We start from the raw sequence: 25,903 nt of genomic DNA on the forward strand, positions 1-25,903 counted from the left end.
ATGTTATTGGCTCTGGCCCAGTGGCTGCAAAACGACTACAGCTTCCTCCGGGTCGTCAACTATCTGACTTTCCGCGCGGTGATGGCCAACGTCACCGCGCTGGTGATCGGCCTGGCGTTCGGGCCGTGGGTGATCCGCAAGCTGACCGAGCTGAAGGTCGGCCAGGCGGTGCGCACCATCGGCCCGCAGACGCACCTGGTCAAGTCCGGCACGCCGACCATGGGCGGCGTGCTGGTGCTGGTGTCGATCGCGGTATCGACGCTGCTGTGGTGCGACTGGGGCAACCGCTTTATCTGGGTGGTGATGCTGGTCACCTTCGGCTATGGCGCGATCGGCTGGGTCGACGACTACCGCAAGGTGGTGTATCGCGACCCGCGCGGCATGTCGAGCCGCGAGAAGTTTTTCTGGCAGACGCTGATCGGCCTGGTGGCCGCGGTCTACCTGGCGTTCTCGGTGTCCGAGAGCAGCAACGTGCGGGTCTGGGAGCTGTTCCTGAACTGGGTCGAGGGCGGGCTGTCGCTGGACATGCCGTACAAGTCCAACCTGATCGTGCCTTTCTTCAAGGAGATCAGCTATCCGCTGGGCGTGGCCGGCTTCATCGTGCTGACCTACCTGGTGATCGTGGGCTCGAGCAATGCCGTCAACCTGACCGACGGCCTGGACGGCCTGGTGATCATGCCGGTGGTGCTGGTCGGCGGCGGCCTGGGCGTGTTTGCCTACGTGATGGGCAATGCGGTCTACAGCAAGTACCTGCTGTTCCCGCATATCCCGGGCGCGGGCGAGCTGCTGATCTTCTGCTCGGCGCTGGGCGGGGCCGGGCTGGCCTTCCTCTGGTTCAACGCGCACCCGGCGCAGGTGTTCATGGGCGACGTGGGCGCGCTGGCGCTGGGTGGCGCGCTGGGCACGGTGGCGGTGATCGTGCGCCAGGAGATCGTGCTGTTCGTGATGGGCGGCATCTTCGTGGTGGAAACGCTGTCGGTGATGGCGCAGGTCACGTGGTTCAAGATCACCAAGCGCCGCTATGGCGAGGGCAGGCGGCTGTTCCGGATGGCGCCGCTGCATCACCATTTCGAGCTCGGCGGCTGGAAGGAAACGCAGGTCACGGTGCGCTTCTGGATCATCACCATGCTGCTGGTGCTGATCGGGTTGTCGACGCTGAAGCTGCGTTGATGGTTGCGCCGGGGGTAAGGCCCGCGGCGCGCTTTATATAGATACAGGAAACCAAGGGCAGGAAATCGAAGTGTTTGGCGAGCTGCAAAAACCTCATGTGCTGGTACTGGGCCTCGGCGAGTCGGGGCTGGCCATGGCGCGCTGGTGTGGCCTGAACGGCTGCGCGGTGCGCGTGGCCGACACGCGCGAGGCGCCCGCCAACCTTGTGTTCCTGCAGGCCGAACTGACTTCGGCCGAATTCGTCGGCGGCCCCTTCGCCGAAAGCCTGCTCGACGGCATCGGCCTGGTGGCGATCAGCCCGGGCCTGTCGCCGCTGGAGGCCGCCACCGGCGCGCTGCTGGCTGCGGCGCAGGCGCGCGGCATCCCGGTGTGGGGCGAGATCGAGCTGTTCGTGCGCGCGCTGCGCCATCTCGAAGCCGAGTCCGGCTATGCGCCGAAGCTGCTGGCGATCACCGGCACCAACGGCAAGACCACCACCACCGCGCTGACCGGCCGCCTGGTCGAGCGCGCCGGCAAGAGCGTGGCGGTGGCGGGCAATATCAGCCCGTCGGCGCTGGACAAGCTGTCGGCCTGCATCGCCTCGGCATCGCTGCCCGAGGTGTGGGTGCTGGAGCTGTCGAGCTTCCAGCTGGAAACCACCCATACGCTGGCGCCGCATGCCGCCACCGTGCTCAACGTGACGCAGGACCACCTCGACTGGCACGGCTCGATGGAAGCCTATGCCGCGTCCAAGGCTCGCATCTTCGGCCCGGCCGGCCACGCGTGCGTGCAGGTGCTGAACCGCAACGACCGCCTGACGCTGGACATGGCACGCCCGGGCTCGACCCCGGTGACCTTCGGCATCGACCTGCCCGAAGTGCCGGGCAGCTTCGGCATCCTGCGCGAGGGCGGCATGCCCTGGCTGGTGCTGGCCGAGCCCGATCCCGACGCGGAAGGGGAGGGCAAGCCGCGCCGCCGCAAGGCCGCGGCCGAGGCGGCGCCGGAAGCGGTGCCGGTGCGCCACAAGCGCCTGATGCCGGCCGATGCGCTGCATATCCGCGGCATGCACAACGCCACCAACGCGATGGCCGCGCTGGCGCTGTGCCGTGCCATCGACTTGCCGCTGAACGCGCTGCTGCATGGCCTGCGCGAATACCGCGGCGAGCCGCACCGCGTCGAGTGGGTCGCCACCATCGACGACGTCGAGTATTTCGACGACAGCAAGGGCACCAATGTGGGCGCCACCGTCGCCGCGCTGTCGGGTCTGGACAAGCGCGTGGTGCTGATCGCCGGGGGCGAGGGCAAGGGGCAGGATTTCTCGCCGCTGGCCGCGCCGGTGGCGCAGTACGCGCGCGCGGTGGTGCTGATCGGTCGCGCCGCGCCTGAGCTGCGCGATGCGCTGCAGGGCAGCGGCGCCAGCCTGGTCGACGCCGCCACGCTGGAAGAGGCCGTGACGCAGGCCGCCGCGCTGGCCCAGGCCGGCGACGCGGTGCTGCTGTCGCCGGCGTGCGCCAGCCTGGACATGTTCCGCAACTACGTGCATCGCGCCGAGGTGTTCCGCGGCGCGGTGGAAGAACTGGCCCTGTCCCGGGGGATCCTGCCATGAGTGACGCACAGGTCAAGCGCAGCGGATTTATCGGCGCCACCATCGGCAATGCCTGGGGCGGCCTGCGCGACGCGGTGTCGGGGGTCAAGCCGACCCGCTCGCGCATGATGGAGTACGACCAGCCCATGCTGTGGGTCTCGATCGTGCTGCTCGCGCTCGGCCTGGTGATGGTCTATTCGGCCTCGATCGCGCTGCCGGACTCGCCGCGCTACGCCAACTATCGCGAAAGCCACTTCCTGCTGCGCCACGCGTTCGCGCTGGGGATCGGGCTGTCGGTGGGGCTGGCCGCGTTCCAGGTGCCGGTCAAGGTATGGGACCGCTACGCGCCCAAGCTTTTCATCCTTGCCCTGATCCTGCTGGTGATCGTGCTGGTGCCGTTCGTGGGCAAGGGCGTGAACGGCGCGCGGCGCTGGATTCCGCTGGGGGTGATGAACTTCCAGCCGTCCGAGCTGATGAAGCTGGCGGTGGTGCTGTACGCCGCCAACTACACCGTACGCAAGCAGGAGTGGATGCAGACCGTGTCCAAGGGCTTCCTGCCGATGGGCGTGGCGGTGGTGGTGGTGGGCCTGCTGCTGCTGCTCGAGCCCGACATGGGCGCGTTCCTGGTGATCGCCGCGGTGGCGATGGGCATCCTGTTCCTGGGCGGCATCAACGGCAAGCTGTTCGCCGGGCTGGTCGGGGTGGCGGTGGGCGCGTTCGCGCTGCTGATCACCGCGTCGCCCTGGCGGCGCGAGCGGATCTTTGCCTACCTGAATCCATGGGAAGAGAGCAACGCGCTGGGCAAGGCCTACCAGCTGACGCATTCCTTGATCGCGTTCGGGCGCGGCGAGTGGACCGGCGTGGGGCTGGGCGGCAGCATCGAAAAGCTGCACTACCTTCCCGAAGCGCACACCGACTTCATCCTCGCCGTGATCGGCGAGGAATTCGGCTTTATCGGCGTGCTGGTGGTGATCGTGCTGTTCTACTGGCTGGTGCGGCGCGCCTTCAATATCGGCCGCACCGCGCTGCAGCTGGACCGCACCTTTGCCGGCCTGGTGGCCAAGGGCATCGGCGTGTGGATCGGCTGGCAGACCTTTATCAACATGGGCGTGAACCTGGGCCTGCTGCCGACCAAGGGGCTGACGCTGCCGCTGGTCAGCTATGGCGGCTCGGGCATCCTGATGAATTGCGTGGCGCTGGCGATCCTGCTGCGCATTGATTATGAAAATCGCGTGCTGATGCGTGGAGGGAAGGTATGACCGGAACGCAGCAGCACGCGATTTCGGCGAAGGCTAACTTCCTGCGACTGCAGGAAGTTAAGCGCAGCGGCCGAAGCCAAAACAGAGTCATGATGCGCGGAGGCAAGGTATGACGCAGCCGCGTACCCTGCTCGTAATGGCCGGCGGCACCGGGGGACATGTGTTCCCGGGGCTGGCGGTCGCGCACGCGTTGCGCGAGCAGGGCTGGAACATCGTCTGGCTGGGCAACCGCACCGGCATGGAAGCCACGCTGGTGCCGAAGCACGACATCCCGATGGAGTTCATCCAGTTCGGCGGGCTGCGCGGCAAGGGGCTGGTGACCAAGTTCCTGCTGCCGCTGAACCTGCTGCGCGCGTTCTGGCAGAGCATCGCCGCGCTGCGCCGGGTGCGTCCGAGCGTGGTGCTGGGCATGGGCGGCTATATCACCTTCCCGGCCGGCATGATGGCCTCGCTGCTGGGGCGGCCGCTGGTGCTGCACGAGCAGAACTCGATCGCCGGCCTGGCCAACAAGGTGCTGGCCCGGGTGGCCGACCGCGTGCTGTGCGCGTTCCCCGATGCGTTGCCCGGCAGCGAATGGACCGGCAACCCGGTGCGCGCGGAGCTGGCGCAACTGGACGCCCCCGAGGCGCGCTACGACCGGCGCGACGGCCCGCTGCGGATCCTGGTGGTGGGGGGCAGCCTGGGCGCCGCCGCGCTCAACGAGGTGGTGCCCAAGGCCATCGCGCTGCTGCCGCAGGACCAGCGCCCGGTGGTGACGCACCAGGCCGGCGCAAAGCAGATCGACACGCTGCGCGCCAACTACGCCGCGGCGCAGGTACCGGCGCAGACGCTGCCGTTCATCGACGACATGGCGCGCGCCTATGCCGACGCCGACCTGGTGATCTGCCGTGCCGGCGCGATGACGGTGTCGGAAGTGGCCGCGGCGGGCGTGGCGGCACTGTTCGTGCCGTTCCCGCATGCTGTGGACGACCACCAGACCACCAACGCACAGTTTTTGTCGAGCCAGGGCGCGGCCCTGCTCGTGCAGCAAAAAGACCTGACGGCCGAGGGCCTGGCGCAGACCATTGCCAGGCTGACCCGGCCGCAGCTGAAAGACATGGCGCGCCTGGCGCGCGGACTGGCCCGGCCTGAGGCAACGCGGCGCGTCGCCGAGGTATGCAGCGAGCTGGCCAGGGACTGAAATGAGCGAAGCAGCAATCCAATGAAGCATATCGTCAAGAACATCCACTTCGTGGGCATCGGCGGCGCCGGCATGAGCGGCATCGCCGAGGTCCTGCTGAACCTGGGATACAAGGTCTCGGGCTCGGACGTGGGCAACAATGCCGCCACGCGGCGCCTGGCGTCGCTGGGCGCCACCGTCATGCACGGCCACGACGCCGCCAACGTGAGCGGCGCCAACGCGGTGGTGGTGTCGACCGCGGTCAGCGGCGACAACCCCGAAGTGCTGGCCGCGCGCAGCCAGCGCATCCCGGTGGTGCCGCGCGCGGTGATGCTGGCCGAGCTGATGCGGCTGAAGCAGGGCGTGGCCATTGCCGGCACGCACGGCAAGACCACTACCACCAGCCTGGTGGCATCGGTGCTGGCCGAAGGCGGCCTCGATCCGACCTTCGTCATCGGCGGCCGGCTGAACTCGGCCGGCGCCAACGCGCGCCTTGGCACCGGCGATTTCATCGTGGCCGAGGCCGACGAATCGGATGCCTCGTTCCTGAACCTGTTCCCGGTCATCGAGGTCATCACCAATATCGATGCCGACCACATGGACACCTACGGGCACGACTTTGCCCGGCTCAAGCAGGCGTTCATCGAATTCACGCAGCGGCTGCCGTTCTACGGCATCGCGGTGCTGTGCGTGGACGATCCCAACGTGCGCGAGATCCTGCCGTTCGTGTCCAAGCCGGTGGTGCGCTACGGCTTTGCCGAAGACGCGCAGATCCGCGCGGTCGATGCGCGCGCGGTCGACGGCCAGATGCACTTCACCGTGCTGCGCCAGCTGAACCAGCACGCCGAGCCGCCGCTGGAGATCGTGCTGAACCTGCCCGGCATGCACAACGTGCAGAACGCGCTGGCGGCGATCGCCATTGCCACCGAGCTCGAAGTGCCCGATGCCGCCATCGTCAAGGCGCTGCGTGAGTTCCACGGCGTCGGCCGCCGCTTCCAGCGCTACGGCGAGGTGGCTACGCCGGACGGCGCCGGCACCTTCACGCTGGTCGACGACTACGGCCACCACCCGGTGGAAATGGCCGCCACGCTGGCCGCCGCGCGCGGCGCCTTCCCCGGGCGCCGCCTGGTACTGGCGTTCCAGCCGCACCGCTTTACCCGTACGCGCGATTGCTTCGAAGACTTCGTCAAGGTGCTGGGCACGGTCGATGCGCTGCTGCTGTCCGAGGTCTATGCCGCCGGCGAGACTCCGATCGTCGCCGCCGACGGCCGTGCGCTGACGCGCGCGCTGCGCGTGGCGGGCAAGGTCGAACCTGTTTTCGTGGAGCAGATGGAAGAGATGCCGCAGGCCATCCTGAATGCCGTACGGCCCGGCGATGTGGTCGTGACCATGGGCGCGGGCTCGATCGGCGGCGTGCCCGGCCAGCTGGTGTCGCACCAGCAACCGCTGCAGCAAGGGAGCCAGGCATGAGCTTCGTCGCCCATCCCAATATCGATCCCAGGTCGCTGGGCAAGGTCGGCGTGCTGCTGGGCGGCCGCTCGGCCGAGCGGGAAATCTCGCTGATGTCCGGCAACGGCGTGCTGGCCGCGCTGCAGTCGCGCGGCGTCGACGCGCACGGCTTCGACCCCGGCCTGCAGGGCGTGGCCGAGCTGGCGGCGGCCGGTTTCGACCGCGTTTTCATCGCGCTGCACGGCCGCTACGGCGAGGACGGCACCATCCAGGGCCTGCTCGAGCAGCTGGGCGTGCCGTACACCGGCAGCGGCGTGCTGGCGTCGGCGCTGGCCATGGACAAGCAGGCCACCAAGCGCCTGTGGATGACGCACGGCCTGGCCACGCCGCGCTTTGCCATGCTGCATGCCGACACCGACTTTGACGCGGTGGCGGCCGACCTGGGCCTGCCGCTGATCGTCAAGCCGGCGCGCGAGGGCTCGTCGATCGGCCTGACCAAGGTCACCGCGGCGGACCAGATGCGCGCCGCCTTCGACAAGGCGGCGGCGCTTGACAACGACGTCATCGCCGAGACCTTCGTCGACGGCGCCGAGCTGACCTGCCCGGTGGTGGGCGAGGGCGACACCGCCGAAGCGCTGCCGGTGATCCGCATCGTCGCGCCCGAGGCCAACTACGACTATCAAAATAAGTACTTTACTGACGATACCCAGTACTTGTGTCCGTCGGGCCTGGATGCCGAAGTCGAACGGCAGGTGCAGGCGCTGGCGGTGCAGGCCTACCGCGTGCTGGGCTGCCGCGGCTGGGCGCGCGCCGACGTGATGCTGCGCGCCGACGGCACGCCTTTCCTGCTCGAGATGAATACCTCGCCCGGCATGACCGGCCATTCGCTGGTGCCGATGGCGGCGCGCGCGGTCGGCATCAGCTACGAGGACTTCGTGCTGCAGGTGCTGGCCGCCGCGACGCTGGACCTGCATCCCAACGAGCATTGGAAACCCGAATAACTTCACCCGACAGGACCGCACCGGACCATGTGGCATAACGCACGCCTGCTCAACCTGATCGCCTCCACGCTGTATGCGGTGGTGGCGCTGATGGCGCTCGCGGCGGGCCTGCTGTGGCTGGCGCAGCGGCCGGTGTTTGCCATCACGCATGTGGAGATCGGCCCGATGGACGGCGGCGCGCTGCGCCACGTGAACGCGCCCAGCGTGCGCGCCAGCGCGCTGGGCAAGCTGACCGGCAACTTCTTCACGCTCGACCTGAACGCGGCGCGCCAGGCGTTCGAGTCGGTGCCGTGGGTGCGGCGCGCCAGCGTACGGCGCGAATGGCCCAACGGCCTGGCGGTCGAGGTCGAGGAGCACGAGGCGCTGGGCACCTGGGGCGCGCCCGACAGCGGCCGCCTGATCAACACCTATGGCGAGATCTTTGTCGCCAACACCGCCGAGGCGGAAGAAGACGCGCAGCTGCTGGCGCTGGACGGGCCGCCGGACAGCGAGGCCGACGTGATCGAGAAGCTCGAGGTCATGCGCCAGTGGTTCAAGCCGCTCAAGGCCGAGCCGCTGGCGGTGGCGCTGTCCGGCCGCTACGCCTGGCGCGCACGCCTGTCCAACGGCATGGAGGTCGAGCTGGGCCGCGAGCAGAACGACGAGGACCGCACCGCGATGGACCAGCGCGTGCGCCGCTTCGTCGCGGCCTGGCCGCAGGTCACGCAGCAATGGGGCAGCCAGATCGAATATGCCGACCTGCGCTACCCCAACGGCTTCGCCATCCGCGCCGCCAACGCGCGCTTCCTGACCGAGGCGCAGATTGCGGCGGCGGTACGGGCGGAAAAGGCGGAGCGAGCGGCCAAGGCGAAGGCGGCGAGCGCGGCGACGAGCGCTGCCAGGCCGGGGGCGGCCGCAACGGTTTCAGGTACATCCAACAACAATCCGACGCGACTGAAGAGCAAGAACGCGGAGAAAACCCGATGAGCAAGGAATACAAGGACCTGTTGGTCGGTCTCGATATCGGCACCTCGAAGGTGGCGGCCGTGGTGGCGGAACTGCGCCCCGACGGCAGCTACGAGGTGATCGGGATGGGCCAGTCTGAGTCCAAGGGTCTGAAGAAAGGGGTCGTGGTCAACATCGAGGCCACCGTGCAGTCGATCCAGAAGGCGCTGGAAGAGGCCGAGCTGATGGCCGACTGCAAGATTTCGGAGGTCTTCACCGGCATTGCCGGCAGCCATATCCGCAGCTTCAATTCCAGCGGCATGGTGGCGATCAAGGACAAGGAGGTCACGCAGACCGACGTGGCGCGCGTGATCGAGACCGCCAAGGCGGTCAATATCCCGACCGACCAGCAGATCCTGCACATCCTGACGCAGGAATTCATCATCGACGGCCAGGAAGACGTGCGCGAGCCCATCGGCATGAGCGGCATCCGCCTGGAAGTGAAGGTGCATATCGTCACCGGCGCCGTCAGCGCCGCGCAGAACATCGTCAAGTGCGTGCGCCGCTGCGGGCTGGAAGTGCACGACCTGATCCTGCAGCCGCTGGCGTCGAGCCTGGCGGTGCTGACCGAGGACGAGAAGGAACTGGGCGTGGTGCTGGTCGACATCGGCGGCGGCACCACCGACATCGCCATCTTCAGCGAAGGCGCGATCCGCCATACCGCCGTGATCCCCATCGCCGGCGACCAGATCACCAACGATATCGCGATGGCGCTGCGCACGCCGACACCGGACGCCGAGGACATCAAGATCCAGTACGGCATCGCCAAGCAGGCGATCGCCGACCCGGAAGACATGATCGAGGTGCCGGGCGTGGGCGACCGCGGCACGCGCACGCTCAGCCGCCAGGCGCTGGCCGCGGTGATCGAGCCGCGCATCGAAGAGCTGTACTCGCTGGTGCACCAGGTGGTGCGCGAGTCCGGCTATGAAGAACTGTTGTCGTCGGGCGTGGTCATCACCGGTGGGACCGCGATGATGCCGGGCATGGTCGAGCTGGGTGAGGACATTTTCCTCAAGCCCGTGCGCGTCGGCGTGCCCGAGTATCGCGGCAACCTGCACGAAGTGGTGAAGAGCCCGCGCTACGCGACCGTGATGGGCCTGCTGCTGGAAGGCCGCGTGCAGCGCATGCGCGGGCGCAAGGTGGCGGTGCAGAGCGGGTCGGTCAAGCAGGTGTGGACCCGCATGAAGGAATGGTTTGTCGGCAATTTCTGATCGATGCGGAAATTGACGCGCTAACGATGCAACGGCGCGCGGGCAGGGCGGTCTACCGGACAGGCCTGCGTGCCGGATGGAAGTTTTCTGATTTTCTTTTTTTGGTTTCTTGTTCAGAAACCAGGGGTTGCGGCGGGGAGGCCGCATCGTCTGGGGACTGATTTTTCTCGGAGGCAGTGATGGACTTTGACATGATCGAAACGGAAGTGATGGACGGCACCATCATCAAGGTGGTCGGCGTGGGCGGCGCGGGCGGTAACGCCGTGCAGCACATGATCAGCCGCGGTGTCCAGGGCGTTGAATTCATCTGCATGAATACCGACGCCCAGGCGCTCAAGCGTTCCACCGCTTCGCGCGTGCTTCAACTCGGCAATACGGGCCTGGGCGCTGGCGCCAAGCCGGAAGTCGGCCGCGGTTGCGCGGATCAGGCCCGCGAGCAGATCGCCGACGCGCTGCGCGGCGCGCACATGGTCTTCATCACTGCCGGCATGGGCGGCGGCACCGGCACGGGCGCCGCGCCGATCGTCGCGCAGGTGGCCAAGGAGATGGGCATCCTGACCGTGGGCGTGGTCAGCAAGCCGTTCGACTTCGAAGGCGCGCGCCGCGCCAAGGTGGCCGAGCACGGTTCCAGCGAGCTGGAATCGAGCGTCGACTCGCTGATCGTGGTGCTCAACGAGAAGCTGTTCGAAGTGATGGGCGACGACGCCGAGATGGACAAGTGCTTCCAGTGCGCCGACGACGTGCTGCACAACGCGGTGGCCGGCATTGCCGAGATCATCAACGTTGACGGCCTGGTCAACGTCGACTTCGAAGACGTCAAGACGGTGATGGGCGAGCAGGGCAAGGCCATGATGGGGACGGCCACCGTGTCGGGCGTGGACCGCGCCCGCCTGGCGGCCGAGCAGGCCGTGGCCAGCCCGCTGCTGGAAGGCGTGGACCTGTCCGGCGCGCGCGGCGTGCTGGTCAACATCACCGCCAGCCGTTCGCTGAAGCTGTCGGAAACCAAGGAAGTCATGAACACCATCCGCAGCTACGCCGCGGAAGATGCGACCGTGATCTTCGGTACGGTGTACGACGATTCGATGAGCGATGCGCTGCGCGTGACCGTGGTCGCGACCGGCCTGGGCCGCTCGGCCAAGAAGCAACAGCCGATGACGCTGCTGAAGACCGGCACCGACAACATGCCGGTTCAGATGATGGCCAACATGGCCGCCACCGCCGCGCAGCACAGCTCGCCGGACTACAGCAACCTGGATACGCCGGCAGTGTGGCGCAGCTCGCGTGAGTCGGCATCGGCCCACGTGGCGGCGCTGCAGGAAAAGGGTGTGGATACGTACGACATCCCGGCCTTCCTGCGCAAGCAGGCAGACTGAAGCCTGCCTGGCGCGGCATCGGTGCCTCCACCGGCCGCCTGACGGAACGCTTCGCCTGGTCGCGATGCACGTGCGCTCCCCATCCGCGCGTGCCTTGCATGGCTGACGTGAACCGCCGGGCTGCTGGCGGCGCTGCGCCTGCGCCGGACTGACTTCACCCGCATCCCGTTGCCGGGTTCGGGCGTGCCGCTGGCCGCCTCCCCGGACTGGTTTCCCGCCTTCCCGGTCGGGATGTATCGCCGTCCGCGCGGCGCACCCAAAAGGTGCGCCGCGCGGACGTCTTTGTAGCGTCTTCAGGTGTATCGGAATTCGTCCGAATATTGGTTCGAACGTAAGCGGATGTGATCCGGCTTTGGCAGCGCTGGCCGGGCGCCTATGATCGTTAGGTTGCCCAGCGGCGACGCGCCGCCATGCGGCCCCGCATTCGTCCTATCCTTCATAGACCCGCCCAGACACCCAAGGAAAACCGGAAAGCCATGATCACTGTCGGTTCCCGCGTCCCCGACGCCACGCTGCAGGAATTCTTCGAGACCGAAAGCAACGGCTGCGCGCTCGGCCCCAATGCGTTCAAGGTGGCCGACCTGGTCCGCGGGCGCAAGATCGTGGTGTTCGGCCTGCCCGGCGCCTTCACGCCGACGTGTTCGGCCAAGCATGTGCCGGGCTTCGTGCAGCATGCCGAGGCACTGCGCGAGGCGGGCGTGGACGAGGTCTGGTGCGTCTCGGTCAACGATGCCTTCGTGATGGGCGCCTGGGGCCGCGAGCAGCAGGTGGCCGGCAAGGTCCGCATGATGGCCGACGGCAGCGCCGAGTGGACCCGCGCGCTGGGCCTGGACCAGGACCTGAGCGCGCGCGGCATGGGCGTGCGGGCCAAACGCTTCGCCATGGTGGTCGAGGACGGCGTGGTAACCCGGCTCGACGTCGAGGCGCCGGGCGAATTCCGCGTCAGCAGCGCCGAGGCGGTGCTGGCGGCGTTGCGTGGCTGACACAGTCATCCGGGTAAACGTGGATAATACGTAACTTGTGACAGGCGTGTTAACAGCCGGAAACAAAAGCCGGCTGCAGCGTGCCGGATGTGGTGGTAAAATCCCTTAATCAAAAAAATAACACGATAGATTTTTATAATTGTTGAGGCTGTCATGCTCAAACAGCGCACGATCAAATCCCTGGTGAAGACCGTCGGCATCGGCCTGCACTCCGGCCGCAAGGTCACGCTGACGCTGCGACCGGCGCCGGCGGGTACCGGCATTGTCTTCACCCGCGTCGACCTGCCCGAGGCCGTCGAGATTCCCGTGGCCGCATCGGCCATCGGCGACACGCGCCTGGCGTCGGTGCTGCAGAAGGATGGCGCGCGCGTTTCCACCGTCGAGCACCTGATGTCCGCCTGCGCCGGCCTGGGCATCGACAACCTCTATGTCGACGTCGACGCCGAAGAAATTCCGATCATGGACGGCAGCGCGGCATCGTTCGTGTTCCTGCTGCAGTCGGCCGGCATCGAAGAACAGAACGCGCCCAAGACTTTCATCCGCGTGAAGAAGCCGGTGGAAGTGCGCGAAGGCGACAAGCTGGCGCGGCTGGAGCCGTTCTTCGGCTTCAAGCTGTCGTTCACCATCGACTTCCGCCACCCGGCGGTCGACAAGACCGGCCAGACCTTCTCGATCGATTTCGCCGACACCAGCTATGTGCGCGAGATCGCCCGCGCCCGCACCTTCGGCTTCGCGCACGAGGTCGAGGCCCTGCGCGAGATGGGCCTGGCGCGCGGCGGCAGCCTGGACAACGCGATCGTGCTGGATGAGCACCGCATGCTCAACAACGAGGAACTGCGCTACGGCGACGAGTTCGTGCGCCACAAGATCCTGGATGCGATCGGCGACCTGTACGTGGTCGGCCATCCGCTGATCGGCGCCTATGTGGCGAACAAGTCCGGCCACGGCCTGAACAACCAGCTGCTGCGCGCGCTGCTGGCCGACCAGGAAGCCTACGAACTGGTCACCTTCGAGCGCGTCGAGGAAGCCCCGGCGGCGTTCCTGCCGCAGGCCCAGCCGGCCTTCGCCTGAGCGGCCTCGCATAGAAAAAGAGCCGACCTGCACAGGTCGGCTCTTTTGCTTTGGACGCGGCGCGGGCGCTCAGCGGTGGTGGGACAGCAGCGTATTGAGCGCGTCGCGCAGCGGCGAATCGGGCAGGCTGCGCGCGAGCTGGTCGAGATTGGCGAGCCCGGTCGGCGTCATGCGCCCGCTGGTGCGCGGCCGTGCCACCGGCTCCACCTCCCAGTCGGAATGGCGCTGCACCTCGGGCTGCACCCGCACGCGGATCGAGGTGACCGGCGAGCCGCGCTGCTGCAGTCGTCCGAGCAGCGTCGGCACGACCTGGCGCACCCGCGCCGCGGCCGCGCCGTGAGCCGCCAGCAACAGCAGGACCTGGCCGTTGGGGTCGGACGGGTCGCGCTTGATGCCGGCCACGGCCAGGCCGGCGCGCATGCCGGCCGGCAGCAGCGCCAGCACCTCCGCCTCCAGCACCGACAGCTGGCGCGCGGTCTGGAGCAGCGTCGACACCGGGCCGGCCTTGTCCAGCCAGTCGTTGAGCGGCTTGGCGGCGGGGGTCTGCAGGGCGGGATGGGTGAAGCGGCGCATGGGTCCATTCTAGCAAGGGGCAGCGCGTGCACGCAGGCAGCGCGGGGCGAAAGCGAGGGCGGCCGGATTGAAGCCGGCGCAACCATCCCAAACTGCTTGCAGCAGGGCCCGCGCCAGCGCCCCGCGCCGCCGGGCGTGACCCCGGCACATGATAAACTCGGCGTTTTGCGCCAATCTATCCATTACCGCGCCCGGCCACCGGGGCAGCCCGCCTTCCCTGGGGATGCCACCCGGTTCCGCGCAGGTGAAAGCAATCGATGATCACGGGCCTTCTCAAGAAAGTCTTCGGCAGCCGCAATGAGCGGCTGATCAAGCAATACCGCCGCACGGTGGCGCAGATCAATGCGCTGGAGCCGAAGTTCGAGCAGCTCTCCGACGACGAGCTGCGCGGCATGACCGAGGCCTTCCGGCAGCGCCACGCCGGTGGCGAATCGCTCGAGGCGCTGCTGCCCGAAGCCTTCGCCGTGTGCCGCGAGGCCAGCAAGCGCGTCATGAAGATGCGCCACTTCGACGTGCAGCTGATCGGCGGCATGGTGCTGAACGACAACAAGATCGCCGAAATGCGCACCGGCGAAGGCAAGACCCTGACCGCGACGCTGGCCGTGTACCTGAATGCCATCACCGGCAAGGGCGTGCACGTGGTCACCGTCAACGACTACCTGGCGCAGCGCGATGCCGAGTGGATGGGCCGGCTGTACAACTTCCTGGGCCTGTCGGTGGGCGTGAACCTGTCGCAGATGGCGCACGACCAGAAGCAGGCGGCGTACAACGCCGACATCACCTACGGCACCAACAACGAGTTCGGCTTCGACTACCTGCGCGACAACATGGTCTACGACCCGTCGCAGCGCGTGCAGCGGCCGTTGCACTACGCCATCGTCGACGAGGTGGACTCGATCCTGATCGACGAGGCCCGCACCCCGCTGATCATCTCCGGCCAGGCCGAGAACCAGACCGACCTGTACCAGCGCATGAACGGCATCCCCAAGCTGCTCGAGCGCCAGATCGGCGAAGAAAAAGCCGACGGCACCGGGGTCGAGAAGCCGGGCGACTACTACGTCGACGAGAAGGGCCACCAGGTCTACCTGACCGAGGCCGGCCACGAAAAGGCCGAAGACATCCTGTCGCAGCTGGGACTGATCGGCGAAGGCGAATCGCTCTACGCGCCGCAGAACATCACGCTGATGCACCACCTGTATGCGGCCCTGCGCGCGCACAGCCTGTTCCACCGCGACCAGCACTACGTGGTGCAGAACGACGAAGTCGTGATCGTCGACGAATTCACCGGCCGCCTGATGACCGGCCGCCGCTGGTCCGATGGCCTGCACCAGGCCGTGGAAGCCAAGGAAGGCGTCACCGTCCAGCAGGAAAACCAGACGCTGGCGACGGTCACGTTCCAGAACTACTTCCGCATGTACGAGAAGCTGGCCGGCATGACCGGCACGGCCGATACCGAAGCGTACGAGTTCCAGGAGATCTACGGCCTGGAAGTGGTGGTGATCCCGACCAACCGCCCGACCCAGCGCAAGGACCTGCAGGACCAGATCTACAAGACCGGCAAGGAGCGCTACGACGCCGTGGTGCGCGATATCCGCGACTGCTACGAGCGCGGCCAGCCGGTGCTGGTGGGCACCACCTCGATCGAGACCTCGGAATACCTGTCGGGCCTGCTCGATCGCGAACAGCTGCCGCACCAGGTGCTCAACGCCAAGCAGCATGCGCGCGAAGCCGAGATCGTGGCGCAGGCCGGCCGCCCCAAGATGATCACCATCGCCACCAACATGGCGGGCCGCGGTACCGATATCGTGCTGGGCGGCAACGTCGAGAAGCAGGCCGGTTTCATCGAGGTCGACGCCAGCCTGTCCGACGCCGACAAGGCCGCGCGCATCCAGCAGCTCAAGGACGAATGGCAGTCGCTGCACGAGCAGGTCAAGGCCGCCGGCGGCCTGCATATCGTCGGCACCGAGCGCCACGAGTCGCGCCGTATCGACAACCAGCTGCGCGGCCGTGCCGGCCGCCAGGGCGACCCGGGCTCGTCGCGCTTCTACCTGTCGCTGGACGACCAGCTGCTGCGCATCTTCGCCGGCGACCGCGTGCGCGCCATCATGGAGCGCCTGAAGATGCCCGAGGGCGAGCCGATCGAGGCCGGCATCGTCACGCGCTCGATCGAATCGGCGCAGCGCAAGGTGGAAGGCCGCAACTTCGACATCCGCAAGCAGCTGCTGCAGTACGACGACGTTGCCAACGACCAGCGCAAGGAAATCTACAAGCTGCGCAACGACGTGCTCGAGGCCAATGACGTCGGCGAGATGGTCACCAACCTGCGCGAAAGCGTGCTGATCGAGCTGTTCCGCGACCACGTGCCGGCCGACACCATGGAAGAGCAGTGGAACATCGCCGGCCTGGAAACGCGACTGCGCGAGGACTGGGGCCTGGAAGTGCCGCTGGCAAAGACCATCGAGGGCGCGCAGAGCATCGAGGACGAAGAGCTGCTCAACCTGATCATGAAGGCGGCGACGGAGCGCTACGACAGCAAGGTGGCCATGGTCGGCCGTGAGTCGTTCGCCGGCTTCGAGCGCTCGGTCATGCTGCAGAGCATCGACACGCACTGGCGCGAGCACCTGGCCGCGCTGGACCACCTGCGCCAGGGCATCCACCTGCGCGGCTACGCGCAGAAGGATCCCAAGCAGGAGTACAAGCGCGAGTCGTTCGAGCTGTTCGCGCGCCTGCTGGACGTGATCAAGAACGAAGTCACGCGCGTGACCTTCAATGTGCAGATCCAGTCGCCGGAAGAACTGGAACAGGCTTCCGAGCAGATCGAGGAAGGCCTGTCGCACCTGGAGAACGTGCAGTACAAGCACGACGAGTTCGCCGAAGGCCGCGAGCCGGTCGAGCAAGCGCCGTCGCCGCGCACCGGCACGGCCATGGCCGCCGCCGAGCTGGCGCTGGCCGGCATGCCCAAGGTCGGCCGCAACGACCCGTGCCCGTGCGGCTCGGGCAAGAAGTTCAAGCAGTGCCACGGCAAGCTCAGCTGAACTGAGCCAGGCCGGGCATCCGGTATGACGCCGCTCCGCGCAGCACCGGAGTGGCGCAAGAGGAATCGAACATGCCCGCCCTTCGCGGGCATGTTCGTCTGAGACCAGCAAGTCGCAAGCAGCAACATCGAGGAGTCCTGCATGCCCGTCAATCTTCCGCTGCCCCAGGCAGAGAACCTGAAATCCGTCGCCGGCGTGGAGCTCGGCTGGGCCGAGGCGGGTATCCGCAAGGCCAACCGCAAGGACGTGCTGGTGGTGCGCATGGCCGAAGGCAGCACCGTGGCCGGCGTCTTCACCAGCAACCGCTTCTGCGCCGCGCCGGTGCAGGTGTGCCGCGAGCACCTGGCGGCTGCGGACAAAGCGGGCAAGGGCATCCGCGCGCTGGTGGTCAACACCGGCAATGCCAACGCCGGCACCGGCGAGCAGGGTCTGGCCAACGCCCGCGCCACCTGCGACGCACTGGCCGCGCAACTGGGCATCGATGCGGCGCAGGTGCTGCCGTTCTCGACCGGCGTGATCCTCGAGCAACTGCCGATGGACCGCCTGCTGGCCGGCCTGCCCGCCGCCATCGCCAACGCCGGCGCCGACAACTGGCTGGCCGCGGCGGAAGCGATCATGACCACCGACACCCAGCCCAAGGTCGCCTCGCGCACGGTGCAGATCGACGGCAAGACCGTGACGCTGTCGGGCATCAGCAAGGGCGCCGGCATGATCCGCCCCAATATGGCGACCATGCTGGGCTTCATCGCCATGGACGCCGCCGTGGCGCAGCCGGTGCTGCAGGGTCTGGTGACGCACGCCGCCGACCACTCGTTCAACAGCATCACCATCGACGGCGACACCTCGACCAACGACTCCTTCGTGCTGATCGCCTCGGGCAAGTCCGGTGCCGTGGTCGACCGCGCCGAAGGGCCGGCCTTCGAAGCGCTGCGCGAGGCGGTGACGAGCCTGGCGCAGGAGCTGGCACAGATGATCGTGCGCGACGGCGAAGGCGCGACCAAGCTGATCACCATCCGCGTCGAAGGCGGCAAGGACGTGGCGGAATGCCGCCAGATCGCGTACGCGGTGGCGCATTCGCCGCTGGTCAAGACCGCGTTCTATGCCTCGGACCCCAACCTTGGCCGCATCCTGGCCGCGGTGGGCTACGCCGGCGTCAACGATCTCGACGTCGGCCGCGTCAACCTGTGGCTGGACGACGTCTGGGTCGCCCGCGACGGCGGCCGCAATCCCGACTACCGCGAGGAAGACGGCCAGCGCGTGATGAAGCAGGCCGAGATCACCGTGCGCATCGCGCTCGGCCGCGGCAATGCCGAAGCCACCGTGTGGACCTGCGACCTGTCGCACGACTACGTGTCGATCAACGCCGACTACCGTTCCTGAGCCTGTCCAGTCCTTCCCGCGCACGCGGGAAGGACATCGATTTTTCCTGCCTGTCACCGCCCCGCCGCCATGTCTGACCTCGCCGCCCGCCTCGACAACTTCCTCGCCCGACTCGAACAATGGCTGCCGCCGCAACTGAGCGATGCCGACTGGCAGGAGGCGGTCGCGTTCCGCTGGCGCAAGCGCCAGAGCCTGTTCGGCAATATCGGCTACCTGCAGCCGGTGCGCCAGCTGCCGCCGATCCACCTGGACGACCTGAAGAACATCGAGCGCCAGAAGGATGCCATCGTCGGCAATACGCGCCAGTTCGTGAACCGCCTGCCTGCCAACAACGTGCTGCTGACCGGCGCGCGCGGCACCGGCAAGTCGTCGCTGATCAAGGCCTGCCTCAATGCCTTCGTCAATGACGGGCTGCGGCTGGTCGAGGTCGACAAGGACGACCTGGGGGACCTCGGCGATATCGTCGAACTGGTCTCGCAGCGGCCCGAGCGCTTCGTGATCTTCTGCGACGACCTGTCGTTCGAGGAGGGCGAGTCGGGCTACAAGTCGCTCAAGTCGGCGCTGGATGGCTCGGTCGCGGCGCAGTCGGACAACGTGCTGATCTACGCCACGTCCAACCGCCGGCACCTGCTGCCCGAGTACATGAAGGACAACGAAAGCTACCGCCACACCGAGGACGGCGAGATCCACCCCGGCGAAGTGGTGGAAGAGAAGATCTCGCTGTCCGAGCGCTTCGGCCTGTGGCTGTCGTTCTACCCGCCCAAGCAGGACGAGTACCTGGCCATCGTCGGCCACTGGCTGGGGCACTTCGGCTGCACCGACGAGGACATCGCCGCCGCGCGCGGCGACGCGCTGGTGTGGGCGCTGGAGCGCGGCTCGCGTTCGGGCCGCGTGGCCTGGCAGTTCGCGCGCGACTGGGGCGGCAAGCACGGCAAGCCGTACATCGCCGATGTCGCCGGGGACACCAAGGCATGAGCGCGGCGACGCAGAACCCCGCAGCCACCGGCGGCAACCCGCCGCGCAAGGTGACCGAGGTCGCGGTCGGCGTGCTGGTGCAGCCCGACGGCCGCTTCCTGCTGGCGCAGCGCCCGGCCGGCAAGCCCTACGAGGGTTACTGGGAATTCCCCGGCGGCAAGCTCGAGCAGGGCGAGTCGGTGGAGGCAGCGCTGGCGCGCGAGCTGCACGAAGAGCTGGGGCTTGATGTCACGCAATGCGAGCGCTGGCACATCCTGGAACATGACTACCCGCACGCGTATGTGCGGCTGCATTTCTGCAAGGTCACGGCCTGGCAGGGCGAACCCGTCGGCCGCGAGGGCCAGGCGTTCTCGTGGCAGGGCACGCCGGTGACGGTGGGGCCGCTGCTGCCGGCCACCATTCCCGTGGTGGCGTGGCTGGCCGAGGAAGCGCGCAACGGCTGACCTGCCGTCCCGCGTCACCGACAAGCGGCCGCGGCGCCCGCTTGTGCGCCGCCCGGGCCAGTGGCCCGGATCCACAGGAAAGGAACCTGCATGCTACGTGTCGATCGTATCGCCGACGACGTTTCCCTGCCTGAACTGACCCTGCGCGGCATCATCCTCGGTGCGCTGATCACGGTCGTGTTCACCGCCTCCAATATCTACCTGGGCCTGAAGGTCGGCCTGACCTTCTCGTCGGCGATCCCCGCGGCGGTGATCTCGATGGCCGTGCTGCGGCTTTTCCCCGGCGCCAACATCCTCGAAAACAACATGGTGCAGACGCAGGCCTCGGCCGCGGGCACCCTGTCGTCGATCATCTTCATCCTGCCCGGGCTGGTGATGCTGGGCCACTGGCAGGGATTCCCGTTCTGGCAGACGCTGGCGATCTGCGCGGCCGGCGGCATGCTGGGCGTGGTGTTCAGCATCCCGCTGCGCCATGCCATGGTGGTGCAGAGCGAGCTGCCTTATCCCGAGGGCGTGGCCGCGGCGGAAATCCTGCGCGTGGGCAGCGCCGCTCCGGCCGAAGCTGCGCCGGGCCAGAAGCCGCAGGCGACCGGCCTGGCCGACCTGATGGCCGGAGGGCTGGTGGCGGGGCTGTTCAGCTTCGCCGCCGGCGGGCTGCGCGTGCTGGCCGAGGGCGCCAATTTCTGGCTGTCGGCCGGCGCGTCGGTGGTGCGGCTGTCGATGGGCTTCTCGCTGGCGCTGGTGGGCGCGGGCTACCTGGTCGGCATCGTTGGCGGGCTGGCCATGCTGCTCGGGCTGGTGCTGACCTGGGGCGTCGCGGTGCCGTGGCTGACCGCGGTCACGCCGCGCCCGGACGGCGCCACGCTGTCGGCCTTCGGCACCATGGTGTGGAGCCAGCAGGCACGCTTCATCGGCGCCGGCACCATCGGCATCGCCGCGATCTGGACGCTGCTGTCATTGGCCAGGCCCATGCTGTATGGCATCCGCGCCTCGTTCGGCGCGCTGCAGGCCGGCCCGGCGGGGCAAGGCAGCGTGCCGCGCACGCAGCAGGACATGCCCGCCAAGTGGATCGGGCTGGTGATGCTGGCGCTGCTGGTGGTGCTGGTGACGGTGTTCGCCTGGTTCCTCGCGCCGGCGCCGCTGGATGGCGGGGCGCGCTGGCGCCTGGTGGCCTACGCGGTGGTGTTCGCCTTCATCTTCGGCTTCCTGGTGGCGGCGGCGTGCGGCTACATGGCCGGACTGGTGGGCTCGTCGGCCAGCCCGATCTCGGGCATCGGCATCATCGCAGTGATCCTGGTGTCGCTGCTGATCCTGCTGGCCGGCCAGGCCGACGGCCTGCTGGCCACGCCCGAGGGCGGCAAGTTCGCGATTGCGCTGGCGATCTTCACCACCTCCGCGGTGGTAGCGGTGGCCTCCATCGCCAACGACAACCTGCAGGACCTGAAGACCGGCTGGCTGGTGGGCGCGACGCCGTGGCGCCAGCAGGTGGCGTTGCTGATCGGCTGCCTGGTCGGCGCCGCGGTGATCCCGCCCGTGCTCGAGCTGCTCTACAGCGCCTATGGCTTCGCCGGCGCATTGCCGCGCGCGGGCATGGATCCGAACCAGGCGCTGGCCGCGCCGCAGGCGACGCTGATGACCGCGATCGCCACCGGGATCTTCACCCACCAGCTCAACTGGAACATGATCCTGATCGGCATCGGGCTGGGCGTAGTGCTGATCGCCATCGACGACATCCTGCGCCGCCGTGGCGGCGCGGCGCGCCTGCCGGTGCTGGCGGTGGGCATCGGCATCTACCTGCCGCCGACGATCAGCTCGGCGCTGGTGGTGGGAGCGGTGCTGTCGTGGCTATTGCTGCGCGCCGAGCGCCGCCGCGCCACCGCGCGCGGCGACGACGTGCAGCTGGCGCTGGAGCACGCCGAGCGCCGCGGTACGCTGCTGGCGTCCGGCCTGATCGTCGGCGAAAGCCTGGTCGGCGTGATGCTGGCGGCGGTGATCGGCCTGTCAGGCAGCGATGCGCCGCTGGCCGTGGTCGGGGGCGGGTTTGAAGCGACCGCGCAGTGGCTGGGCCTGGCGGTGTTCGTGCTGGTGTGCGTGGGCTTCTATCGCCGCGTGCTGGCGGCGGCGCACTGAGGAAGGGGGCGCCGGCGGCGCGCCCTCAGTCGTCCTCGTCTTCGGAGCGGTCGGGGGAAGTCTCGCCCGGCTTGCCGCCGATCACGTACTTCTCGGACGCCCAGGCGCCGAGATCGATCTGCTTGCAGCGCTCGGAACAGAACGGGCGGAACTTGTTTTCGGTCACCCAGGCCACCTCGGTACCGCAGGTGGGGCATTTGACGACAGCAGGCATGGCGTTCAGCGCAGGCTTCAGAAATTGCAGAGTTTCAGCAGGAACGGGATATCGGCATCGACCGAGCGCGGGCGCAGGTCGCCGTCCTGCTGCGTGAAGCGCACCCACAGCATGTACTTGTTGGCGCTCATCTCGGGGATGAAGGCCAGCAGCGAATCATCCAGGTAGACCTGCATCAGCTGGTAGCTGCGGCCCGACAGCATCTGCTGGTAGCTGCCGCCGGTGGCGATCACCTTGCCGCTCTGGCCCGCTTCGCGCAGCAGCCGCAGCACGATGGTGGTGCCCATGCGCAGCGAAACCAGCGGACGGGCCCATTTCAGGATGTCGGCGCGGCGGTCTTCGGCGGGGCGATGCTGCCAAGCATAGTACGCAGGCAGGTCGAACTCGCAGGTGCCGCCGGGGATGATGGCGCGGCTGCGGATGCTGGTCAGCCACTCGTTGTCGGTCAGCAGCTGCCCGGCCTTGCCCACGGTCTGGTTGAGCAAGCTGATGCCCTGCTCGATCTCGCCGATGACCGAGTCGAGCGCGTCCTGGTCGATCTGCGGATTGGCGCGCAATGGCGCCAGGGCCTGGCGCTGGCGCTCCAGTTCCTTGATCAGGTCGGTCTTGAGGTCGGCGCGGCCGGCGACGTCGATGATCTCGAACAGCGTGGTCAGCGCGACATGGTGCTGCTGGGCATGATCCTGGCCGAGGAAGTATTCCAGCCGATCGAACAGGTCCTCCAGCCGCAGGAGAGTCCTGATGCGTTCGTTGAAAGGGTATTCGTACAGAATCAAGTGCTGTGTCCGTGCAGGGCGTCGGGCGCTTCAGGGGGCGGCCCGGTGCAGAATGAGGCCCGGGAATACCGGAAAGGGTGATCCATGCGGGTGGGATACCAGACTATGCGGCACTATGCGGCGATTTCCCGGCATGTTCCAGCGCATTCTATGCGAGACCAGGTCCGACGACAATGTCGCGCGCATGATGCAATGCGCCACGGCATGGGCCGGTGCGTTATGGATGGACCGTGCCCGCGGCCGACAGTTCACGGTAGTAGCGGTCGAGCCGGTCGACCTGCGCCACCAGCGCCTCCACCGGCCCGTCGTTGTCGATGACGTCGTCGGCACATGCCAGGCGCGCCGCGCGCGTGGCCTGCCTGGCCATGATCGCCAGCACCTGTTCGCGGCTGAACCCGTTGCGCGACATCACGCGGGCCACCTGCGTGGCTTCGGTGCAGTCGACCACCAGCACGCGGCCCACGCGCTCGCGCCACGAGCCCGATTCCACCAGCAGCGGCACCACGTAGATCAGGTAGGGATGCGCGCCGGCAGCGCGGATCGACTGCGCGCGTTCGGTGGTCAGCGCGCGGATCAGCGGGTGCGTGATGGCTTCGAGGCGCGCCTTGGCGGCGGGATCGGCAAACACCAGCGCACGCATCGCGTCGCGGTCCATGGCGCCGTCCGGGCGCAGGCAGGCGGGGCCGAAGGCTTCGACCAGCGCCGGGATGGCGCGCCCGCCCGGGGCCGTGATCTCATGCGCAAGCAGGTCGGTATCGATGATCGCTGCGCCGCGCGCGGCGAACATGTCGGCCACGCGGGTCTTGCCGCTGCCGATGCCGCCGGTCAGGCCGATTTCCAGCATGTGATAGTTTCTGTCAGACGTCGTTGCCGCAACGATACCAGCTTCGGCCGCTTCGCCTGTGTCTTGCTCACGGCCGCGCGGCCATCACCATGCAAACAGCGGCAGCACTCCGGGGCCGAACAGCAGCACCACCACGCCGGCCAGCGCAATGAAGGGCCCGAACGGAAACGGCGTGTCGCGCTCCTGGCGGCGCAGCGCGATATTGGCCAGCCCGAACAGCACGCCGGCGACCGACGACAGCAGCACCAGCGCCGGCAGCGCCTGCCAGCCGAACCAGGCGCCGAGCGCCGCCATCAGCTTGAAGTCGCCGAAGCCCATGCCTTCCTTGCCGCGCAGCAGCCGGAACAGCCAGTAGGCGAGCCACAGCACCAGGTAGCCGGCGGCGGCGCCGATCACCGCGTCGGGCAGCGCCACGAACAGGCCGGCCAGGTTCAGCAGCAGGCCGAGCCACAGTAGCGGCAGCGTGATCTGGTCCGGCAGCAATTGCGTATCGGCATCGATCATGGTCAGCGCCAGCAGGCCCCACACCAGCACCAGCGCGGCCAGCGCCTGCGCGTTCGGGCCGAAGCGCCATGCCACCAGCGCGCTCAGCACGCCGCAGGCCAGCTCCACCAGCGGATAGCGCACGCTGATCGGCGCCTTGCACGCCGAGCAGCGGCCGCGCAGGAACAGGTAGCTCAGCACCGGCACGTTTTCCCACGGGGCGATGGCGTGGCCGCAATGCGGGCACGCCGAGCGCGGCACCATCAGGTTGTAGCGGCCGGGGTAGGGCAACGGGTCGCCGCGCAGCTCGGCAATGTAGTTGGCCTCTTCGCGCTCCATCATGCGCGGCACGCGGTGGATCACCACGTTGAGGAAGCTGCCGACCACCAGCCCCAGCAGCGCCGCTGCCGCCACCAGGAAGACTGGCGGCAGCGCCGCCAGCGCGTGCAGCAGCGGGGCGGTGCCGGTTGCGGTTCCGGTCGCGGCTCCGGTCGGAAAGGGGGAAGCGGACCACACCGGCTGCATCGCTTACACCACCTGACCCAGCTTGAAGATCGGCAGGTACATGGCCACCACCATGCCGCCGATCAGCACGCCCAGCACCACGATGATCAGCGGCTCGATCAGGCTGGAGATGGCGGCGACGGCATCGTCGACTTCGCGCTCGTAGAACTCCGCCACCTTCAGCAGCATGTTGTCCAGCGCGCCGGATTCCTCGCCGATCTGCGTCATCTGCAGCACCATGTTGTCGAACACATGGGTCGCCTGCATCGCGTTGGTCAGGCTGGTGCCGATGCGCACCGATTGCTCGATCTCGCGGGTGGCGTCGTAGTAGACCCAGTTGCCGGCTGCGCCCGCCACCGATTCCATCGACTCGACCAGCGGCGTGCCGGCAGCGAACATCGTCGCCAGGGTGCGGGTCCAGCGCGCGATCACGGCCTTGCGGAACAGGCTGCCGAAGATCGGCAGCTTCAGCAGCGCGCGGTCGGTGGCGCGCTGCACCTTCTCGGATTTCTTCAGCGCGCGCAGGTAGAAGCTGATGCCGGCCACCGGCGCGCCGATCACCAGGTACCAGTACTGGACGAAGAAGTCCGAGATCGCGATCACCAGCAGCGTCGGCGCCGGCAGGTTGGCGCCGAAGCTGGAGAACACCCCCTTGAACGCCGGGATCACGAACAGCATCAGGATCACCGTGACGGCAAAGGCGACGGTCAGCACCGCGATCGGGTAGATCATCGCGGACTTGATCTGGCCCTTCAGCGCGATGGTCTTCTCCATGTAGAGCGACAGGCGCTCCAGCAGCGAATCCAGGATGCCGCCCTGTTCGCCGGCATCGATCAGGTTGCAGTACAGCGTGTCGAAGTATCTGGGATGGCGGCGGAACGCCGCGGCCATGCTGCTGCCGGCCTCGATGTCGAAGCGGATGTCGGACAGCAGCTGGGTGAAGTTGGGGTTCACGTGCCCGCGCGCGATGATGTCGATCGACTGCAGCAGCGGGATGCCGGCCTTGAGCATGGTCGACAGCTGCCGGGTGAAGTAGGCGATGTCCTTCTCGGTGATCTTGCGTCCGCGCGCGGCCTTGCGCTTCTTCAGCTTGACGATGGTCAGGCCCTGCTTGCGCAGCGTGGCGGTGACCTCGGCCTGGTTTTCGGCGCGCAGCTCGCCGGTGAAGGTCTTGCCCTTGCGATCCTTGCCTTCCCACTCGAAGATGTACTGGGTGGGGGCCTTGCGTCCCTTCCCCGATTTGGCCCGTGACGGTGCCCCCGTCCGGGCGCCCGCTGCTGGTGCGCGCGTCGCCATGTTATTGACCCCCGATGACAATGACG

The 25,903-nt window shown here is 67.7% G+C and carries 22 protein-coding genes; 16 read left to right on the top strand and 6 right to left on the bottom strand.

All coding sequences use genetic code 11. The features are described 5' to 3' along the window. The 11 genes from mraY (at window position 1) to lpxC (ending at window position 13,224) form a co-directional block, all read left to right on the top strand. Window positions 1–1,170 carry a phospho-N-acetylmuramoyl-pentapeptide-transferase gene (gene mraY / locus C7416_RS11475; protein WP_012353957.1) on the top strand — a complete coding sequence of 390 codons (1,170 nt, stop codon included), beginning with the start codon at window positions 1–3 and terminating at the stop codon, window positions 1,168–1,170. A gap of 70 nt (window positions 1,171–1,240) precedes the next feature. Then, complete coding sequence (gene murD, locus C7416_RS11480; RefSeq protein ID WP_111519091.1) at window positions 1,241–2,755, top strand: UDP-N-acetylmuramoyl-L-alanine--D-glutamate ligase; 1,515 nt, start codon at window positions 1,241–1,243, stop codon at window positions 2,753–2,755. Further along, window positions 2,752–3,993, top strand: a complete 1,242-nt coding sequence (ftsW, locus tag C7416_RS11485) for a putative lipid II flippase FtsW (protein ID WP_018006235.1) — start codon at window positions 2,752–2,754, stop codon at window positions 3,991–3,993. Before murD ends, ftsW begins: the two co-directional genes overlap by 4 nt. 109 nt (window positions 3,994–4,102) lie before the next feature. Then, window positions 4,103–5,173, top strand: a complete 1,071-nt coding sequence (gene murG, locus C7416_RS11490; protein ID WP_111519092.1) for an undecaprenyldiphospho-muramoylpentapeptide beta-N-acetylglucosaminyltransferase — start codon at window positions 4,103–4,105, stop codon at window positions 5,171–5,173. A 21-nt stretch (window positions 5,174–5,194) separates the two neighbouring features. Next, entirely contained in the window at window positions 5,195–6,622 is a 1,428-nt protein-coding gene (gene murC / locus C7416_RS11495; protein ID WP_111519093.1) for a UDP-N-acetylmuramate--L-alanine ligase, read from the top strand. Further along, window positions 6,619–7,602, top strand: coding sequence for a D-alanine--D-alanine ligase (locus C7416_RS11500; RefSeq protein ID WP_111519094.1), 984 nt, complete (start codon window positions 6,619–6,621; stop codon window positions 7,600–7,602). The genes murC and C7416_RS11500 overlap by 4 nt, the downstream gene beginning before the upstream one ends. 27 nt (window positions 7,603–7,629) lie before the next feature. Continuing rightward, on the top strand, window positions 7,630–8,568 hold the full coding sequence (locus tag C7416_RS11505; RefSeq protein WP_062801811.1) for a cell division protein FtsQ/DivIB: 939 nt from the start codon (window positions 7,630–7,632) through the stop codon (window positions 8,566–8,568). Further along, window positions 8,565–9,797, top strand: coding sequence for a cell division protein FtsA (ftsA, locus tag C7416_RS11510; RefSeq protein WP_012353950.1), 1,233 nt, complete (start codon window positions 8,565–8,567; stop codon window positions 9,795–9,797). Before C7416_RS11505 ends, ftsA begins: the two co-directional genes overlap by 4 nt. 179 nt (window positions 9,798–9,976) lie before the next feature. Continuing rightward, window positions 9,977–11,170 carry a cell division protein FtsZ gene (ftsZ, locus tag C7416_RS11515; RefSeq protein WP_092306216.1) on the top strand — a complete coding sequence of 398 codons (1,194 nt, stop codon included), beginning with the start codon at window positions 9,977–9,979 and terminating at the stop codon, window positions 11,168–11,170. Between the two features lie 476 nt (window positions 11,171–11,646). Then, the gene (locus C7416_RS11520) at window positions 11,647–12,153 is read left to right on the top strand and encodes a peroxiredoxin (protein ID WP_111519095.1); all 507 of its coding nucleotides are present in this window, start codon (window positions 11,647–11,649) and stop codon (window positions 12,151–12,153) included. Window positions 12,154–12,306: 153 nt separating this feature from the next. After that, window positions 12,307–13,224 carry a UDP-3-O-acyl-N-acetylglucosamine deacetylase gene (lpxC, locus tag C7416_RS11525; protein ID WP_018006242.1) on the top strand — a complete coding sequence of 306 codons (918 nt, stop codon included), beginning with the start codon at window positions 12,307–12,309 and terminating at the stop codon, window positions 13,222–13,224. Between the two features lie 69 nt (window positions 13,225–13,293). On the opposite strand, the gene C7416_RS11530 is transcribed toward lpxC, so the two are convergent. After that, window positions 13,294–13,797 carry a DciA family protein gene (locus tag C7416_RS11530; protein ID WP_111519096.1) on the bottom strand — a complete coding sequence of 168 codons (504 nt, stop codon included), beginning with the start codon at window positions 13,795–13,797 and terminating at the stop codon, window positions 13,294–13,296. Window positions 13,798–14,054: 257 nt separating this feature from the next. Between C7416_RS11530 and secA the strand changes: the two genes are divergently transcribed. The 5 genes from secA to C7416_RS11555 all read left to right on the top strand — a co-directional run bounded on the left by secA (window position 14,055) and on the right by C7416_RS11555 (window position 21,760). Beyond that, on the top strand, window positions 14,055–16,832 hold the full coding sequence (gene secA, locus C7416_RS11535; RefSeq protein ID WP_111519097.1) for a preprotein translocase subunit SecA: 2,778 nt from the start codon (window positions 14,055–14,057) through the stop codon (window positions 16,830–16,832). A gap of 141 nt (window positions 16,833–16,973) precedes the next feature. Continuing rightward, window positions 16,974–18,212, top strand: a complete 1,239-nt coding sequence (argJ, locus tag C7416_RS11540) for a bifunctional glutamate N-acetyltransferase/amino-acid acetyltransferase ArgJ (protein ID WP_111519098.1) — start codon at window positions 16,974–16,976, stop codon at window positions 18,210–18,212. A gap of 69 nt (window positions 18,213–18,281) precedes the next feature. Continuing rightward, the gene (locus tag C7416_RS11545) at window positions 18,282–19,187 is read left to right on the top strand and encodes an ATP-binding protein (RefSeq protein ID WP_111519099.1); all 906 of its coding nucleotides are present in this window, start codon (window positions 18,282–18,284) and stop codon (window positions 19,185–19,187) included. After that, window positions 19,184–19,630 carry an NUDIX domain-containing protein gene (locus C7416_RS11550; RefSeq protein WP_111519100.1) on the top strand — a complete coding sequence of 149 codons (447 nt, stop codon included), beginning with the start codon at window positions 19,184–19,186 and terminating at the stop codon, window positions 19,628–19,630. The genes C7416_RS11545 and C7416_RS11550 overlap by 4 nt, the downstream gene beginning before the upstream one ends. A 90-nt stretch (window positions 19,631–19,720) precedes the next feature. Beyond that, complete coding sequence (locus tag C7416_RS11555) at window positions 19,721–21,760, top strand: OPT family oligopeptide transporter (protein WP_111519101.1); 2,040 nt, start codon at window positions 19,721–19,723, stop codon at window positions 21,758–21,760. Between the two features lie 25 nt (window positions 21,761–21,785). On the opposite strand, the gene C7416_RS11560 is transcribed toward C7416_RS11555, so the two are convergent. From C7416_RS11560 to C7416_RS11580, 5 genes are all read right to left on the bottom strand, one after another. Next, window positions 21,786–21,974: a DNA gyrase inhibitor YacG gene (locus C7416_RS11560; RefSeq protein ID WP_111519102.1), complete on the bottom strand. Its 189-nt coding sequence runs from the start codon at window positions 21,972–21,974 to the stop codon at window positions 21,786–21,788. 17 nt (window positions 21,975–21,991) lie between these two features. Further along, on the bottom strand, window positions 21,992–22,750 hold the full coding sequence (zapD, locus tag C7416_RS11565; protein WP_062801802.1) for a cell division protein ZapD: 759 nt from the start codon (window positions 22,748–22,750) through the stop codon (window positions 21,992–21,994). A 217-nt stretch (window positions 22,751–22,967) separates the two neighbouring features. After that, window positions 22,968–23,594 carry a dephospho-CoA kinase gene (coaE, locus tag C7416_RS11570; protein WP_111519103.1) on the bottom strand — a complete coding sequence of 209 codons (627 nt, stop codon included), beginning with the start codon at window positions 23,592–23,594 and terminating at the stop codon, window positions 22,968–22,970. Window positions 23,595–23,678: 84 nt separating this feature from the next. Beyond that, on the bottom strand, window positions 23,679–24,602 hold the full coding sequence (locus C7416_RS11575; RefSeq protein ID WP_111519104.1) for a prepilin peptidase: 924 nt from the start codon (window positions 24,600–24,602) through the stop codon (window positions 23,679–23,681). 3 nt (window positions 24,603–24,605) lie between these two features. Next, on the bottom strand, window positions 24,606–25,877 hold the full coding sequence (locus C7416_RS11580) for a type II secretion system F family protein (RefSeq protein ID WP_062801799.1): 1,272 nt from the start codon (window positions 25,875–25,877) through the stop codon (window positions 24,606–24,608). Between the last annotated feature and the right edge of the window lie 26 nt (window positions 25,878–25,903).

Source organism: Cupriavidus phytorum (assembly GCF_003254285.1).
In the GTDB taxonomy this organism is placed as follows: domain Bacteria; phylum Pseudomonadota; class Gammaproteobacteria; order Burkholderiales; family Burkholderiaceae; genus Cupriavidus; species Cupriavidus phytorum.